The sequence below is a fragment of the Aurantimonas coralicida DSM 14790 genome, assembly GCF_000421645.1.
Lineage (GTDB): Bacteria > Pseudomonadota > Alphaproteobacteria > Rhizobiales > Rhizobiaceae > Aurantimonas > Aurantimonas coralicida.
The window spans coordinates 1-14,872 of the sequence record NZ_ATXK01000003.1 but is presented as its reverse complement, the minus strand read 5'-3'; the positions used below and the strand labels follow the sequence as shown (position 1 = coordinate 14,872).

Here is a 14,872-nt window from a genome sequence, read left to right as displayed (position 1 = left end):
ATGGATACCGACAACCTGCGTCTGTTCGTCCTCGCTGCGGAGCGGCTGAACATCAGCGCGGCGGGGCGCGCTCTCGGGATGACGCCGGCGGCGGCAAGCACCCGGCTCGCCAAGCTGGAACATTCGCTCGGCGCGGAACTGCTTCACCGATCGACGCGCAAGGTGTCGGTGTCGATCGAAGGGATGGAGTTCCTGCCCTTTGCGCGCGAGACCCTCGCCCAGCAGGATGCGGGCCTTGCCGCGCTGGGGCGGGGCAACCCGACCATCACGGGCACGCTGCGTTTCGCCGCCTCGTCGACCTTCGCGGTCGAGTATATCGCGCCGCTGGTCCCCGACTTCCTCGACAGCTACCCGCATCTGAAGCTCGATCTGCGACTGTCGGATGCGCCCTTCGATCTCATCGAGGGATCGTTCGACCTGGCGCTCCGCAGCGCCCCGCTGGCGGATTCGTCGCTGAAGGCGCGTCGCTTGGCGGATGATACGCGGGTCCTTGTCGCCGCGCCGGCCTATCTCGCCCGGAACGGGACGCCGACAAAGGCCTCGGACCTCAGGGATCATCGTCTCATCGGCTTTCGCAACGCCCTGCCCCGACCGCTGCGCGGGCCGCAGGGGACCGACCAGACCTTCGACCCGGGGGCAACGAACTGCCGGCTGATCGTCGATGATGGTGCGAGCCAGAAAGCCGCGACGCTCGCTGGCGCGGGTATCTCGATGAATTCGCTCTGGTGCATTCACCGCGAACTGGCGGAGGGCACGCTGGTCCGGGTTCTGGCCGACCACGAGATCGACGATGGCTCCGTCCTGTGGCTGGTCTATCCGAAGTCGAATATCCTCTCGCCCAAGGTGCGGGTGCTGATCGACTTTCTGGTCGACCGGATCGGCCGCAACCCGCCCTGGCTGCAGGCATAGCTGCCGTCACCACTCGGCGGACGTGGACGATTATATCCCTTAGACGAAAACTGAACTCTGAAATCCGCCGTTTATCGCATTATCCTACGGTGTAGCTTTGTTGGGAAACCAGCCAATGGAGCATGACCATGCAGACGATGATCCTTGAGGAATACGGGCCGACCGCTGCATTTCGCCCCCGGGAGCAGGCCAGGCCGTCGGCGTCCGAAGGGCATGTCGTGGTTCGCATCGCGGCGACCAGCGTCAACACGATCGACATGATGATCCGCAACATGGGATCGGATCTGGGCTTCGCGCCTGCACTTCCGGCGATCCTCGGCATGGATTTTGCAGGTACGATCGAGGAGGTCGGCGCCGGGGTCACGGATTTCGCGGTCGGGGACGAGGTCTATGGCTGCGCCGGCGGCCTTGCCGACCTGCAGGGGGCGCTGGCGGAATATATGCCGGCCGACGCGAGACTGATCGCCCACAAGCCGAAATCCCTGTCCATGCGGGAAGCCGCCGCCCTGCCGCTCGTCGGCATCACGGCCTATGAGGGTCTCACCCGCGCAGGCGTCACCAAGGGACAGAAGGTCCTGGTGCACGGCGGGTCCGGCGGCGTCGGGCATGTCGGCGTGCAGCTTGCAAAAGCCTTCGGAGCAGAAGCCTACGCGACCGATAGCGGCGCCGAGCGGATTGCCGTCGTGAAGGAGCTTGGCGCGGAGCCGATCGACTTCAGGACCGAAGCGGTCGCGGATTACGTCGCCGCCCATACCGGCGGGGCCGGGTTCGACGTCGTCCTCGACACTGTGGGCGGGGCCAATCTGACGAACTCCTTCGCGGCGGTTGCGCTGAACGGGCATGTCGCGACCACGCTGGCGATGGCCGAGCTGGATCTGACGCCCGCACATCTGAAGGGCGCGTCCCTGCATGTCGTCTTCATGCTGATCCCGATGCTGCACGACAAGGATCGGAGCGCCCATGGGGCGATCCTCGCCGAACTGGCCCGTCTCTGCGACGAGGGCGCGTTGAAGCCGGTGGTCGACGAACGGCGGTTCAGGCTTGCCGAGGTCGAAGACGCCTATCGGCACCTCGCCAGCGGCAAGGCGATCGGCAAGGTGGTGGTCGTCGTCTGACCGACCAGAGAGTGGGAGCGGCCCCGGGGATGCAGCCGCTCTCGCTCGCGAAACCGAACCTGCACGATCGCGGACTCGCGCAAAGCGGATCGCCCGTACCTGTTGCGGTGCCACACCCTGCTCCGCGCCCGCCGTTTGTCCGCGATCCATCCCTGAGGCGTCTCAGGGGCGCCGCGGGGCTCAGCTCCGCAGCCCCGGGGCCTCCTGGCCGGTGCGCTCGACATATTCGGCATAGCCGCCGCCATAGAGATGCGGCCCCTCCGGCGTCAGCTCCAGCACGCGGTTGGAGAGCGCCGCCAGGAAATGGCGGTCGTGGCTGACAAAGAGCATCGCGCCTTCGTAGCGCGACAGCGCCTCGACCAGCATCTGCTTGGTGGCGATGTCGAGATGGTTGGTGGGCTCGTCCAGGACGAGGAAGTTCGGCGGGTCGAACAGCATCCTGGCCATGACCAGCCGGGCCTTCTCGCCACCTGACAAGACGCGGCACTTCTTCTCGATCTCGTCGCCATAAAAGCCGAAGCAGCCCGCCAGCGAACGCAAAGGCGCCTGGCCTGCCTGCGGAAAGCTGTCTTCCAGCGTCTGCAGAACGGTGCGGTCGCCTTCGAGCAGCTCCATGGCGTGCTGGGCGAAATAGCCCGTCTTGACGCTCGGCCCCCGGGTCACGTTGCCGATATCCGGCTCCGAGGCACCGGCGACCAGCTTGAGCAGCGTCGATTTGCCGGCACCGTTGACGCCCATCACGCACCAGCGCTCGCGCCGGCGCACCTGGAAGTCGAGGCCCTGATAAATGGTGCGATCGCCGTAGCTCTTGTGGACGGCCCTGACGGTTGCAACGTCCTCGCCCGAGCGCGGCGCCGGTTGGAACTCGAAGCGCACCGTCTGCTGGCGCTTGGGCGGCTCGACGCGCTCGATCTTGTCGAGCTTCTTGACCCGGCTCTGCACCTGCGCGGCATGGCTGGCGCGCGCCTTGAAGCGCTCGATGAAGGCCACTTCCTTCGCCAGCATCGCCTGCTGTCGCTCGAACTGCGCCTGTTGCTGCACCTCGGCGATGGCGCGCTGCTGGCGATAGAACTCGTAGTCGCCCGTATAGGAATTCAGCGCGCCGCCGTCGATCTCGATGATCTTGTTGACGATGCGGTTCATGAATTCGCGATCGTGCGAGGTCATCAGGACAGCGCCGTCGAAGCCCTTCAGGAAGGTTTCGAGCCAGATCAGGCTTTCGATATCGAGATGGTTCGACGGCTCGTCGAGGAGCATGATGTCGGGGCGCATGAGCAGGATCTTTGCCAGAGCCACGCGCATCTTCCACCCGCCGGACAGCTCGCCGACATCGCCGTCCATCATCGCCTGACTGAAGCCGAGGCCGTCCAGCACCTCGCGGGCACGCCCGTCCAGCGCATAGCCGTCGAGTTCGTCGTAACGCTCCTGCGCTTCCCCGTAGCGGGTGATGATTTCGTCCATCTCGTCGGCGCGGTCGGGGTCGGCCATGGCCGCTTCCAGCTCCGCCATCTCGGCCGCCAGGGCGCTGACCGGTCCCACCCCGTCGATCACCTCGACCACCGCGCTGCGGCCCGCCATGTCGCCGACATCCTGGCTGAAATAGCCGATGGTCACGCCACGGTCGACCGAGACCTGGCCTTCGTCCGGCAGTTCCTCGCCGGTGATCATGCGAAACAACGTCGTCTTGCCCGCGCCGTTCGGGCCGACAAGCCCGACCTTTTCGCCGCGCTGTAATGCGGCCGACGCCTCGATGAAGACGATCTGCTTGCCGTTCTGCTTGCCGAGGCTTTCAAGGCGGATCATGCGGGGATTCCAGGTGGGAGCGAGGGAGGAGCCGCCTCAAACCATCCCACCCGCTGCCGTGCAAGGGGCCGCGACGCCACCGGCCGGTTTTGTCGGCGCTCGTACGGCGTTGGACTATCCACGCAGCCTCAGCGGGTTTTAGTCAGAGGGCCATTTCAGTCGGAGGATTCTCTCCAGCCGAGACCAACGATTTCAGAGGGATGGAGATTCTTGGCTGGGGCGGCAGGATTCTGACCTACCGGAATAGCCGAAATAACCCCTTGATTCCCTTGCCTTCACGGCTGCGACTTGATTCTAAGTGTAGCACCTGAAGGTCCCACGGCAAGGCCTCCCTGATCCATAAACCGAGGCTGCGTATGGCCGAGATAAACTGCGGGTCCGCAGCCGTTCCGTCCAAAGAGATGGTTGTGGAAGTCTGACCGACCTGAGAGCGTGAGCGGCCACAGAGATGCCGCAGCGTTCAACCGCGAGACTGAACAGGCTCCCTTCCGGCCCAGCCAGGACTGGATCGCCTCTAACTGCTCCGGATTTACTGTCTGCTCCGCCCGACCGTTCTTTCCGCGGCTCATGCTCAAGGTTATTCGCCGCCGGCCGGGACTGCGAGGCATCGTGCGAGGAACCGCCGGAAGGCTCATGGTTGGAAGGTATGCTGGTGCGCAGACCCCGCATGCTGGTCTCGCTCGCGCTGGCCAACACGGTGGCGCACATGGTCTGGGTGCCTCTTGCTAGGCAGGAGAATTACAGCGCGCCGGCACCGGTCGGGGCGTGAGGCCAAGACTGACGCCAGAGGTCGCCGGTGGCGCAGGCGGTCGAAGGAGGGAATGGCCGAGCGCGTTCCAGCGCGAAAAGCTGATATGGATCCGACCTGCGGACTCCTTACGGCCCGCAGCACCGCCCTGCAACAAAAGGCCGGACAGATGGAGGCACCCGACCACGCCGATACCCGGAATCACCCCTTGTTCTTCAAGGCGGCCACAGAGGTCAGACAACTCCTGAGCGCACCGAGCCTGAAAGCTGACGATCCCCGTCACCAACCGTAGGTAAAGGTCGCGCCGCTGTTGCGGTTGCCGGATTGGACGACGGCGTCGCGGGCTCCGCGTCCGAATTGGAAGAGACCGTAGGCGTTGCCGTCGCCGTTCTGCTCCAGCGTGCCAGAATGGCCATTCCCGCGCTGCTGGACGAGACCGACATTGCCCCGTCCGCGCTGGGCGAGGCCGGCGTTGTTGCCCTGGCCTTTCTGCCGGATCGAGCCGTCCTTGAGGCCGTTATAGAGCGAATAGATCCGCAGCCCCGCTTCAACGGCCCCGCTCGTCTGCCGGTCATTCGGGACGAAGGTCCACGACACCTGGCCGCCGGCGGCCGCGGGCGTGGCGAAGGTCGCCGGGGCGACCACAGCAATGGCAAGTGCGGCCGCAATGGCGTTCGCGGAAATGAAGGTCATAAGATCTCCGTTCCCCGGTCTGTTCCGGGACATGCGTGGAGTTTGGAAACGGCCCCTACCGGGCCGGCGCGGCAAAGCAGGGTATTGTCGCTTCGTCAGATCTTGCCGCCGACCCGGCCGGAGCAGGATATCGTCTTGCCATCGATGACGACGGTCAGATCGGCGTCGTAGCCGGAGCCGCCGGCGCTGAGCGTGACCATGCCGAGTTGTTCCGTCCCGCCGGAAGCGATGGCGAAGGGCCCGCCTTGCCGGATGTCGGTTCCCCGACCCGAGACGTGGAACGCATACTTACCACGCGCTGACTTCGCGGCATGGGCGAGCGCGGTCAGTTCGACCGAACCGCCCCGGCGCGAGACGTCGAGTTCGCACCGGATCGGCGCCTCGCCCGATCGCGTGACCGCTGGGCCGGCAAAGGCAGCGGTGGTGGCGCCGAGGAGAACCAGAGCCGCGGCGAGGCGGTGGCGAGGGCGGAGCAATGGCATGGCGGGCCTCATCAATGGGATGGGAATGTAACGGGTGGGACGCGCCGCTCAGCGCGGGGTCAGTCGCAGGCCTGGACGAGGGCTGCAACGTTCCCGCTGCCACCCTGCGCGACGTCGGCCGAGCAGCCGCGTCCGACCTGAACACCGGCCGCAATGTTGCCGTGACCGTCCTGAGAGAGGATTGTCGTGTGGTCGGAGCCGAACTGGCCGATGCCGGCGGAGTTGCGCCTGCCGTACTGGTAGGTCGCGCCGTAATGCCTACGCCCCTCCTGACCGACAACCGACAGATTGTGCGAACCGCGCTGCTCGCTGACCGAGCGATTGTATCGGCCGTCCTGATGGACGCGGATACGGTTGCGGTAGCCTTGCTGAGATCCGCCGGCGGAGTTCGACCAGCCGTACTGGTCGAAACGCACGTCGTTGGCGGATGCTGGGGTTACGGTCGTCAGGCCGGCGAGAACAACGAGGGCAGAAGCAAGGGGCAAGCGGATCATCTGGGCATCTCCGACAAGAGCACATCGGCTCGGGATGGAATGACCCGAACTTGAACCCGGCGGTCGGAACCGTCGCTGAATGCCTCGTTCATACCGCGTTCAGCGCCACACGATGACCGGAGGGCCGAAGGCGACGGGCAGGCTTCCGGGTGTCTCAGGTCGACGATCTGAGATCGTTGTTTGTTGCCGCCTCGTCTTCAGTTAGCGATATGAACATCAACTCCATTGACAGCTTAGCTTAACTGATGCGGAGTGGCAGGTGATCGAGCCGCATCTCCCGCCGGTGAGCGTGACGGGGACGGGACGGGACGGGACGGGACGGGACGGGACGGCCGAGATCATGAGACATGCGAGAGATCGTCAACGCGATTTTCTACGTCATGCGCGGTGGCATCGAATGGTGCCTGTTGCCGAGCGACTTTCAGCCATGGAGCACGGTCTACCGATGGTCTGCGGCTTGGCGTGACAGCTGCATTTTCGAGAAGATCGACCACGCTCTTGTCATGGCCGACCGAGAGCGGACGGAACGCGCTGCCAGTCCCACGGCGGCAATCACCGACGGTCAAAGGGTCAAGACCACCGAAGCGGGCAGCCTTGTGGTTACGACGCCGGCAACAAGATCAAGAGTCGTTGAACGGTTCCTCGACTGGATCAACCGAAACCGAAGGCTCGCTAAAAACTTCGAAGCCACGATCGGTTCCGCCAGAGCCTTTCTCTACGCCGCCTAGATCATGCGCCGCATCCCCAAGCTTCATCAGTTTTAAATCAACTCTAAGAGATGTGTGGCATACAAACCCGAGCGGCTCAGTCGGGTTTCCGCTTGCGATAGTTCTCAGCGCGCGTTGTCTGAAGGCCCGAAACGCCATAGCGATTTTCGAGCCTCTCCCACATTAGAAACTCCTCCCGAGAGATCTTGTATCTCGCACATGCCGCATCTGCGGTTAGGTCGCCGCCCGCCACAGCGCCTACCACCGACGCTTTCCGACGAGGCGTCCATCTCTCTACGTCATATGGAGGCAAGACGTCCCGCATAACGAGCCTCATAAAACGGTTTGACTACGAAATACAGTAAACCAAAATCCGACTTTATTTTGACAGCACATCACAAGCAGATTCAATAGATACGCTACGCCTGCAGAGCGATCCCGTCATCATATTGACACAAACCCGGCGTGCTCTTCGAACGCCGGGAAAGGCGCGGTACCGGTAGCGAGGGCATCGATGCAGACGGGGAACTCCTGTCGATTGCCCTCGCGGCGGCCGCCGGGCAAAGCGCAATCAGTCCATCATCTACGCTTTCAATAACTATGCCTGCCTTAATTCTTGCTTGAAGCTTGGCCGCGATCTATCGCCTCAGAGCACGGGCGCACTGCCAAACCATGCGCCATCCGACAATGAGTAGCGACGTTCGGGCCCCTCTCAGACACGCCGCAAGCAGAGCCCAGCACTTCGTCAGAAGTCCGCCACCGCTTCCGGTCGGCCACGGATCGATATGTCTGTCGCGCCGCAGCATTGTCGCTGCGCTCCAAGCGCGCCACCGAGGCCGAAACAGGCTCCGCAAATATGTGTCTGCAAAGTCTAGCGCAGAGCGCACTCTGCCGCGGTGCTGCCCATGTGTTAGGATCACGCATCTCGCTGTCGACTCTTACTACCGCTACAGGCTCGGCCGTCGGTTCAGGCTTGACCCCAATGAACGGCCAACGTCCTTGCGACACAATCCTCGAAACAGCTTCCGAAAGATGGCAGCGGGCCGACAACCCAGTTTCGCGATAACTTTATGTGCTGAGTGAATGCATGGGTGAGGCTACGCTTCCGTACACGAAGGCTACGCAGCTGGACACGCTAGTGAGCCGGATGTCGGAGTTTGGAATTACCCGGCTTGCAGACGTCACAAACCTTGATCGGATTGGGATCCCTGTGGCGCTAGCCATCCGTCCTGCCGCCAGGTCGGTGAGCGTTTCACAAGGGAAAGGGGTCGATCTCACAATCGCGAAGATCTCTGCGTTGATGGAGGCGATCGAGGTCTGGCACGCGGAGAATATCACGCTACCTTTGACGTTAGACAGCATCGCCAACGTTGCCGCGTCGGGACGCGCCATCGATGTCTCACGTCTGCCCCGGATCTCAGGCGAGGCGCGCTCGCCGCATTCGCGGGTGCTCTGGGTGGATGGGGTCGAGCTCCGCTCAGGACGAAAGCTGCTCTTGCCGTTCGAGATGGTGCATGCTGACTATTCCGAGCCGCTCAAGCCAGGGTACGGTCTGTTTCCGGCCAGTACGAATGGACTAGCTTCTGGATCGACGAACGCAATGGCGCTTCGCAGCGCCCTTTGCGAGGTGATCGAACGGGATTCGGTAGCGGTGTGGTCGGCTCAATCCGCGGAGGCACGGGCAATAACGCGTATTGACCTTACTTCGATCGACCATCCTATCGCTGCGGCCACCTGCGCGAAGATCAGCGACGCCGGACTGCGAGTTGCAGTATGGGATGTAGCGACGGATGTCGCTGTCGCGAGCTTTCTTTGCTTGATCTGGGAAGATGTGGCGGGGCTCGGGCACATAGGGCTTGGTTCAGGCACGCATCCGCAGCGACACATAGCGCTAATTCGGGCGCTTACCGAGGCCGCGCAGACCCGCCTGACCTATGTGACCGGCTCTCGGGATGATCTCGAGCCCGCGGAGTTTACGCCGCGTGGTCTGATGGGAAAGAGGAGGTATGTGGAGTGGCTCCTCGCCGACAGCGTCCCTCCACGCCGCTACAACATTGGCCCGTCTTTCGCGACCTGCGCACCAGAGGATCAGGTGAGTTACTTGCTCGACCGCCTTGCAGCGTGCGGTATGAACGGAGCAGTCGCTGTTCACCTTGACAAGCCGGGCGTGGGTATCCCGGTGGTGCGGGTAATCGTCCCCGGACTCGAGGCGCCGCACGACGGCCCTGGCTACGTGCCTGGCCCTCGTGCCCGCGCCGCTGCGGAGCAACAATGAGCGTCGTGCTTTTCGCTGGGCCTTCCTTAGCTCGTTTGGAGCAACCGCTACCGCCTGTCTTCGATCGGCAGCCGCCAGCGCGGAATGGCGATGTTTTTCACGCAGCCCAGTCGCGGCCAGACGCCATTGCCCTCGCTGACGGCTTCTTCGAGGGGGTTCTGGCGGTCTGGCACAAGGAGATCCTCTGGGCGCTGTCTCTTGGGATACCGGTCTTCGGAGCAGCAAGTATGGGTGCGCTTAGAGCAGCGGAACTCGATGCCTACGGCGTGGTTGGGGTCGGCCAAATCTATCAGGATTATCGAAACGGCAATCTCGAGGCCGACGACGAAGTCGCGCTCCTGCATGGGCCAGAGGACGTCGGCTATCTACCGCTCACCGAACCGTTGGTGAATGTCCGCGCTACAACTAATGCCGCGCAGCAGGCTGGAATTTTCGGTCCCTGCACTGCGCAAGCAGTGATGCACAGTGCAATGGGCTTGTTCTACAAGGCTCGGACCTGGACAAATATCATGGAGGGCATCGCTACTACGGAAGCAACCGATCTTAAGCGTTTCCGAGCTTGGCTACCGGCTGGGCGCGTTGATCAGAAGCGAAAGGACGCACTGGCGATGGTCGCTTTGGTAACAGAACTCTGCAGCCGTGATGCGTTGCCGCGCGTCCACCACGACTTCGAACCGACATTCCTGTGGGACCGGGCCTTAGCAGGCTGGAACGAAGGAAGTCAGCCTGCCAGGTCACTGAGCCGGTCACCCCGGGGCGGGCGCGAGACGTTGGCTAGCCTGCTCCGTGATGCAGTGGTAACTTCACCCCAACGCCGAGACCGTTAAGGCGAGCAAGCGGACGGCAGCCTCTGGGGGCCGACTTGGCTATATGCGGCACGCGCTTCAGGCTCTTCCCGCAGGCGAGTTTCGCCGCGGCGCAGGTTGCACCTGAGACGGTACTAATCGCGACACCTGCGGGACAGGTGAGGCCCGGTCCTGCTGACCACCGCGCCTACACTGTTTATCCGATCGGCAAGCGCCATCCCTACGGGATCAGCATGGATCGAAAGGACACCACGCTTTCGCTGCCACCGTGGCACGGCCCCATCAATCTGCCAGCATTGCCAGACGCAGAGGGGCACTTCGACTATCTACGGATGGGTACCGAGCAATTCGAGATGGCGCATCTCTTCGGCACCGTGCGCTTCGTCATCGACGTATGGGAAAACTATTTTCAGCGCCCAATACGCTGGCAATTTGAACGCGATTTTCCGCGCTTGGAATTATCCATACTGCCGAGTTTGCAGAATGCATATGCCGGTTATGGCTTCATTGAGGTCGGAGGCCACGGAAAGGGCGAGAGTTTTGTACCGTACAGCTTGAACTTCGATGTGATTGCTCACGAAGTTGGTCACGCCATAATCTACAGCGAGCTCGGTGTACCCGACCCAGAGGCGGCGACCGGCGAGTATTTCGGCTTTCACGAATCGGCGGCTGACCTTGTCGCGCTAATATCTTCTTTGCACTTCAATTCGGTTGTCGACGATCTTCTTTTGACAACGCGCGGCAATCTCTACACCTTGAACCGGGTCAGCCGGATGGCTGAGTTGTCCCCTAACAAACAGATCCGGATTTCGTCGAACGACCGGCGGCTTTCGGAGTTCAAACGTGGCTGGAGAAAAGAGCATGACTTGTCCCAGCCACTGACGGGCGCATTCTTCGATATTCTAGTCGATATATTTCATGAGGAGCTCCTTGAGCATGGGCTGATCACTCCAATATTGGAAGATTTGTCCGATAAATTGCTAGCTACCCCTTATTATGCATCGACCATGCAGCGCTTATTCGACAAAGCATTCGCGCGTGATCCAGACGGGTTCAAGATGGCACTATTGCGGGCGCGCGACATAGTTGGAACATATCTGGCCACGACTTGGGACCTGATTGAGCGGGACGATCTGAGCTACGTTGATGTCGCCGAGGTATTCGAGCTCGTTGATCGGCAACTCAACAGAGGCAGATTTTTTCGAATGATCCGCGGAAATTTTGACCTACGTGACATTGGTTGGGTCAAAGTCGGACCGCAATTGCAGCCGTTTGGCAATGACAGTCACGCTGGGTCAGTTCGCACGTTAGTCCCCAAAGGAAGATGATGTCATCCCTATCCAGCGACACGATTTACAGGTATAATTTGAGGAGGGCTTTAGCGCCCAGCTCTCATTGCCCAGGCCGGGCATAAGGAGGCCTAGATGACCGAGACGCTACTCAGTCCATCGAATATCCTGTTGTTCGGACGCGTGGTGGAGGATCTGGATATCGTAGATCCGCCCGCCCCGATGTCAAACTTTGAAATAGTAGATTTAGCGAGTATCAACAACCACGCGCTTACGGGAATCGTCGAGGTGGACAGCGTCCGTCTGAAACCGAAGCATCGAATACTACTCAAGAACCAGACAGACCCAAATGAGCTTGGCGTTTACAAATTCGTCCCTGCGAATGCCAAAGGCAATGATACTGGATCGTCGCGTTTGGAGATCGATGAAAGCTTCGAATATGAAGCCAACATGATGATAAGAATAAGAAAGGGAAGAACCAACAAGAATACATTTTGGAGAATTGTTGATACAAATCCCGCGAATGGATTTCCGACGGCGATCGTTCCTTCAGCAGATCAGAAAGACGGAAATCATAATCCGTCTCCCGCCAGAAGTCCGCGTACTAATAAGTTCCTACAAAATCAGTTGACCAGTCAATCTGCGCGCTTCGCCCGCGTTTACGGATTTAGCTACGAGGGTACGTATTACGAACTGCCTCGCCCTGTATTGTTTCTGGTCCATGGGGATGGTGTTGAAGCCACTGAATACAGAACGGGAAAGAAGGGCATGGCAAATCGCGCGCGAGCGCCCGGGGACCCCTCGCTTACTGGGCTGGCAGCCGCCGATTTTGACTACGCCGACGAACTGAAAGTCTGGTCTTACGACAAGGCCGACTACACGATTAGAATGGATATCGATACTGGGATGTTTGAGCAGGTGCTTCTCAATACCTTCTTTAGCGACCCCAACAGTGCCGGTGGCCCCAGGGTGGCCGGGGCGATGGTCAGCGGCGCCATGGTGAGTGGTGCGAGGTTTTCTGGCGCTATGCTGAGCGGTGCGCGTTATCCGGGCCGACGGGGCGACGCGAGTGACTGATTAAGAGAGCCCAGCTTTCTGCATCCCGTCAACGAAGTGCTCCACATCAGATTGTAGCCGATCCGGCAAGACTCTCGCCCAATGCTCGACGAGGAAACCAGGATGGGCTTGCAGTACCATTTCAGCTTCACTGCGCGCTTCGTCAAGCCTGCCCATCTGGGCGTAACTCGCAGCAAGCAAACGGCGTCCTTCGGTGGGATTCTGCATCGACTGAATAGTCTGTATGACTTCGTCGTAGCGATGCAGTTTGTAGTATGCGCCACCTAAATGCCAAAGGTACTGGTCCGGAAAAAATGGATTGAGCTGCATTGCCTTTTCGAGAAGGGTGATGGCTTCCTCTGCTCGGCCCGAATGCGCAAGCGCGTCGGCCATGTCGGACATCAGATCTGCATCATTTGGATTAAGCAATAGGGCACGACGATAAGCGCTAATCGATGCATCATGCTCTTTTCGGTACAGGTGCGCGTACCCAAGCTCGCCGAATCCCCTCGCGTCTGTTTCATCTGACAACGTTGCTGAAAGGGCTAAGTTTAGCGCTTCATCCAAAGCGCCAGTCGTCTCGTCACCCCATTTGTAGCGCCAGTCGAGATTGAGGGTTCGCGACTTAGCCGCCAGCGCACGCGCATACTGCGGATCGGCCTGAAGCGCGGCATCGTAAAGCCGGCGAGCGATGAGATTCTCTTCGCGGCGGTACTGAAGAGAGTGCTGCTGGCCTTGTAGGACAAAACCATAAGCGCGCAGATCGGACGGTGGAACACTTCGCAAGCGCTCGCGCTCGGATGCTTCAATCTGAACGGCAATCGCCGCTACAACGGTCCGATTAATCTCGTCTTGAATGTCGAAAATATCGTCGAGATTGCGATTGTATTGCTCGCCCCAGATCGTCCGATCGCGGATGGCGTCAACAAGCTGGACAGTGATCCTGAGACGCTTTCCCGAGCGCCGTACAGTACCATAGATAACGTAGCGTACTTGGAAACGGTGTCCGGCTTCCAGCGGCGATATTTCCTGCTCGCGGTAGACAAAAGCAGAGTTGCGCGCAATCACGAAGAGGTTATGGAAGCGCGACAAGTTCGTCGTGATGTCTTCCGTCAGCCCGTTGGCTAACCAGTTCTCAGTGCCCGGTTCGCCATCAAACTTGAATGGCAAGATGACCACTGATTGGTCGCTTATCGCCGCTGCACGATCCTGCCTCCCTAGCCTCAACGCTGGAGTCATTGCCGCTGGCTCGCTGTCCTCGCGTAGCAGGAAGAGTTCCACCGGTTCGGCGATGTTCTTCAGCACTCTGGGTCCGAGATACTCGAACCCGGCTGGTACCTTGTTGCGTACCTGTTCGTGCACAGTAGAAGTCAATGCGATCGATCCCGGTGGAGCCAGTGACTCAATCCGAGCAGCAATGTTGATGGTGTCGCCGCCTATTCCCTCGTCGGCGAATAGAATCTCACCGCAATGTATCCCAATCCGGAAGACAATGCACCGCTCCGACGGAAGGTCGCTATTCTCAGACTGCATGGCAATCTGCGCCCGCATCGCGAAGCAGACGCAGTCTACGGCGCTGTCGAATAGCATAAAAACGCCATCACCGAGCCGCTGTATGACTTCGCCGCGATATCTTTCGCCGATTTGGCTTAGCAGGCGCAGGCGAGCTATTACCGCCGCGTGGGTACCGACCTCATCCCGACTCATCAAGTCTGCATAATTCACAATGTCAGCGAACAGCGCTGCTCCGAGTCGCCGTCGTGGCCCATTCGGTTGGTCTGGTGCCTTCACTGTCAGCCGCCTCACCGTAATCGAGAATAGCCGGACTCCGGGGTCGGCTTATGGTGCGTGTTCTTCCACCGCCCCAAACCTTATCTTTTGGTCGCATCGGAGCTCCGCCTGAAGAGCGGAGCGATTGGCGTACCATTCGTCCCGCAATACGCCGACAACAACGGCGTCGAATGTCCGGCCCTTGGCAAACCACGCTTCGCGCATTCGGCCCTCTTCGCGAAAGCCGAGGTGCGTGACTAGCCTATCTGTCCGCTCGTTATCCGACCGAAAAAAGGTCGTGAGCCGGCGGAGGCGGAGATGATCGAATGCGATGTCCAGAAGCAGGGAACCGAAATGAAACCCGAGCCCCTTGCCGCGGGGTGGATTCCAGCGCGAAACGCAACATGCTCATGAGAAGCGGATTCGGACGTCCTTGCCAAGTTCCTGGAGGAGGCACTGGAAAGGGGTGATGAAGCCGAGGCATTTGCGCGGCGTGGTGTTGAGGCTGACAATGGCGTCCTGGAGATCGGCTTCGGACAGGGTGTCGAGATCGAGCCATCTGGGCAGCCATCGTCGCAATCGTCCGTTGGCGTTTTCGACGCCTCCCTTCTGCCAGGAAGCGTAGGCGTCGCAGAACCAGGTCGACATGCCGAACAGGTCGTCGAGCAGGCGGTGGCGGGCGAAGGCGGTGTCGTTATCAAACGTCACCGAGGAGCGCAGGCCGG

14 protein-coding genes and 1 pseudogene are annotated in these 14,872 nt (G+C 60.7%); 7 read left to right on the top strand and 8 right to left on the bottom strand.

Annotated elements, in window-relative coordinates; translation table 11 throughout:
* Positions 1-909 carry a LysR family transcriptional regulator gene (locus tag H536_RS0108630; RefSeq protein ID WP_024350087.1) on the top strand — a complete coding sequence of 303 codons (909 nt, stop codon included), beginning with the start codon at positions 1-3 and terminating at the stop codon, positions 907-909.
* 128 nt (positions 910-1,037) lie between these two features.
* On the top strand, positions 1,038-2,024 hold the full coding sequence (locus tag H536_RS0108625) for a zinc-dependent alcohol dehydrogenase family protein (RefSeq protein ID WP_024350086.1): 987 nt from the start codon (positions 1,038-1,040) through the stop codon (positions 2,022-2,024).
* Positions 2,025-2,204: 180 nt separating this feature from the next.
* Here the strand turns inward: H536_RS0108625 and H536_RS0108620 are convergent, their stop codons facing one another.
* The 4 genes from H536_RS0108620 to H536_RS0108600 form a co-directional block, all read right to left on the bottom strand.
* Entirely contained in the window at positions 2,205-3,827 is a 1,623-nt protein-coding gene (locus H536_RS0108620; RefSeq protein ID WP_024350085.1) for an ABC-F family ATP-binding cassette domain-containing protein, read from the bottom strand.
* A gap of 1,027 nt (positions 3,828-4,854) precedes the next feature.
* Positions 4,855-5,268, bottom strand: coding sequence for a hypothetical protein (locus H536_RS0108610; RefSeq protein WP_024350083.1), 414 nt, complete (start codon positions 5,266-5,268; stop codon positions 4,855-4,857).
* 95 nt (positions 5,269-5,363) lie between these two features.
* Positions 5,364-5,750, bottom strand: coding sequence for a curli-like amyloid fiber formation chaperone CsgH (gene csgH, locus H536_RS0108605; protein ID WP_060576888.1), 387 nt, complete (start codon positions 5,748-5,750; stop codon positions 5,364-5,366).
* Positions 5,751-5,809: 59 nt separating this feature from the next.
* Positions 5,810-6,244 carry a curlin gene (locus H536_RS0108600; protein WP_024350081.1) on the bottom strand — a complete coding sequence of 145 codons (435 nt, stop codon included), beginning with the start codon at positions 6,242-6,244 and terminating at the stop codon, positions 5,810-5,812.
* Positions 6,245-6,591: 347 nt separating this feature from the next.
* On the opposite strand from H536_RS0108600, the gene H536_RS22510 reads away from it, so the two are divergent.
* Positions 6,592-6,972: an IS5/IS1182 family transposase gene (locus tag H536_RS22510; protein WP_051141559.1), complete on the top strand. Its 381-nt coding sequence runs from the start codon at positions 6,592-6,594 to the stop codon at positions 6,970-6,972.
* Between the two features lie 76 nt (positions 6,973-7,048).
* Here the strand turns inward: H536_RS22510 and H536_RS23690 are convergent, their stop codons facing one another.
* The gene (locus tag H536_RS23690; RefSeq protein ID WP_244495413.1) at positions 7,049-7,276 is read right to left on the bottom strand and encodes a DUF1153 domain-containing protein; all 228 of its coding nucleotides are present in this window, start codon (positions 7,274-7,276) and stop codon (positions 7,049-7,051) included.
* Positions 7,277-8,038: 762 nt separating this feature from the next.
* On the opposite strand from H536_RS23690, the gene H536_RS0108590 reads away from it, so the two are divergent.
* From H536_RS0108590 to H536_RS24320, 4 genes are all read left to right on the top strand, one after another.
* The gene (locus H536_RS0108590; RefSeq protein WP_024350080.1) at positions 8,039-9,226 is read left to right on the top strand and encodes a YcaO-like family protein; all 1,188 of its coding nucleotides are present in this window, start codon (positions 8,039-8,041) and stop codon (positions 9,224-9,226) included.
* Positions 9,223-10,053: a TfuA-like protein gene (locus H536_RS23685; protein WP_081651874.1), complete on the top strand. Its 831-nt coding sequence runs from the start codon at positions 9,223-9,225 to the stop codon at positions 10,051-10,053. Before H536_RS0108590 ends, H536_RS23685 begins: the two co-directional genes overlap by 4 nt.
* Positions 10,054-10,265: 212 nt before the next feature.
* A complete protein-coding gene (locus tag H536_RS0108580; RefSeq protein ID WP_205620012.1) occupies positions 10,266-11,360 on the top strand; it encodes a gluzincin family metallopeptidase in 1,095 nt (364 codons plus the stop codon).
* 96 nt (positions 11,361-11,456) lie between these two features.
* The gene (locus H536_RS24320) at positions 11,457-12,398 is read left to right on the top strand and encodes a hypothetical protein (protein WP_024350077.1); all 942 of its coding nucleotides are present in this window, start codon (positions 11,457-11,459) and stop codon (positions 12,396-12,398) included.
* Here the strand turns inward: H536_RS24320 and H536_RS0108570 are convergent, their stop codons facing one another.
* From H536_RS0108570 to H536_RS0108565, 3 genes and pseudogenes are all read right to left on the bottom strand, one after another.
* Positions 12,399-14,168: a tetratricopeptide repeat protein gene (locus H536_RS0108570; RefSeq protein WP_029702923.1), complete on the bottom strand. Its 1,770-nt coding sequence runs from the start codon at positions 14,166-14,168 to the stop codon at positions 12,399-12,401.
* Positions 14,169-14,216: 48 nt separating this feature from the next.
* A pseudogene (locus H536_RS25480) lies at positions 14,217-14,519 on the bottom strand (GNAT family N-acetyltransferase); the annotation flags it as partial.
* Positions 14,520-14,555: 36 nt separating this feature from the next.
* On the bottom strand, positions 14,556-14,872 hold a 317-nt coding region (locus H536_RS0108565; protein WP_024350075.1), incomplete at its 5' end, for an IS30 family transposase.

Coding starts and splice junctions, on each gene's coding strand:
- H536_RS0108580 (WP_205620012.1), top strand. CDS start 10,266: ATGGATCGAAAGGACACCACGCTTTCGCTGCCACCGTGGCACGGCCCC.
- H536_RS23685 (WP_081651874.1), top strand. CDS start 9,223: ATGAGCGTCGTGCTTTTCGCTGGGCCTTCCTTAGCTCGTTTGGAGCAA.
- H536_RS0108590 (WP_024350080.1), top strand. CDS start 8,039: ATGGGTGAGGCTACGCTTCCGTACACGAAGGCTACGCAGCTGGACACG.
- H536_RS23690 (WP_244495413.1), bottom strand. CDS start 7,276: ATGCGGGACGTCTTGCCTCCATATGACGTAGAGAGATGGACGCCTCGT.
- H536_RS0108625 (WP_024350086.1), top strand. CDS start 1,038: ATGCAGACGATGATCCTTGAGGAATACGGGCCGACCGCTGCATTTCGC.
- csgH (WP_060576888.1), bottom strand. CDS start 5,750: ATGCCATTGCTCCGCCCTCGCCACCGCCTCGCCGCGGCTCTGGTTCTC.
- H536_RS0108630 (WP_024350087.1), top strand. CDS start 1: ATGGATACCGACAACCTGCGTCTGTTCGTCCTCGCTGCGGAGCGGCTG.
- H536_RS22510 (WP_051141559.1), top strand. CDS start 6,592: ATGCGAGAGATCGTCAACGCGATTTTCTACGTCATGCGCGGTGGCATC.
- H536_RS0108620 (WP_024350085.1), bottom strand. CDS start 3,827: ATGATCCGCCTTGAAAGCCTCGGCAAGCAGAACGGCAAGCAGATCGTC.
- H536_RS0108600 (WP_024350081.1), bottom strand. CDS start 6,244: ATGATCCGCTTGCCCCTTGCTTCTGCCCTCGTTGTTCTCGCCGGCCTG.
- H536_RS0108610 (WP_024350083.1), bottom strand. CDS start 5,268: ATGACCTTCATTTCCGCGAACGCCATTGCGGCCGCACTTGCCATTGCT.
- H536_RS24320 (WP_024350077.1), top strand. CDS start 11,457: ATGACCGAGACGCTACTCAGTCCATCGAATATCCTGTTGTTCGGACGC.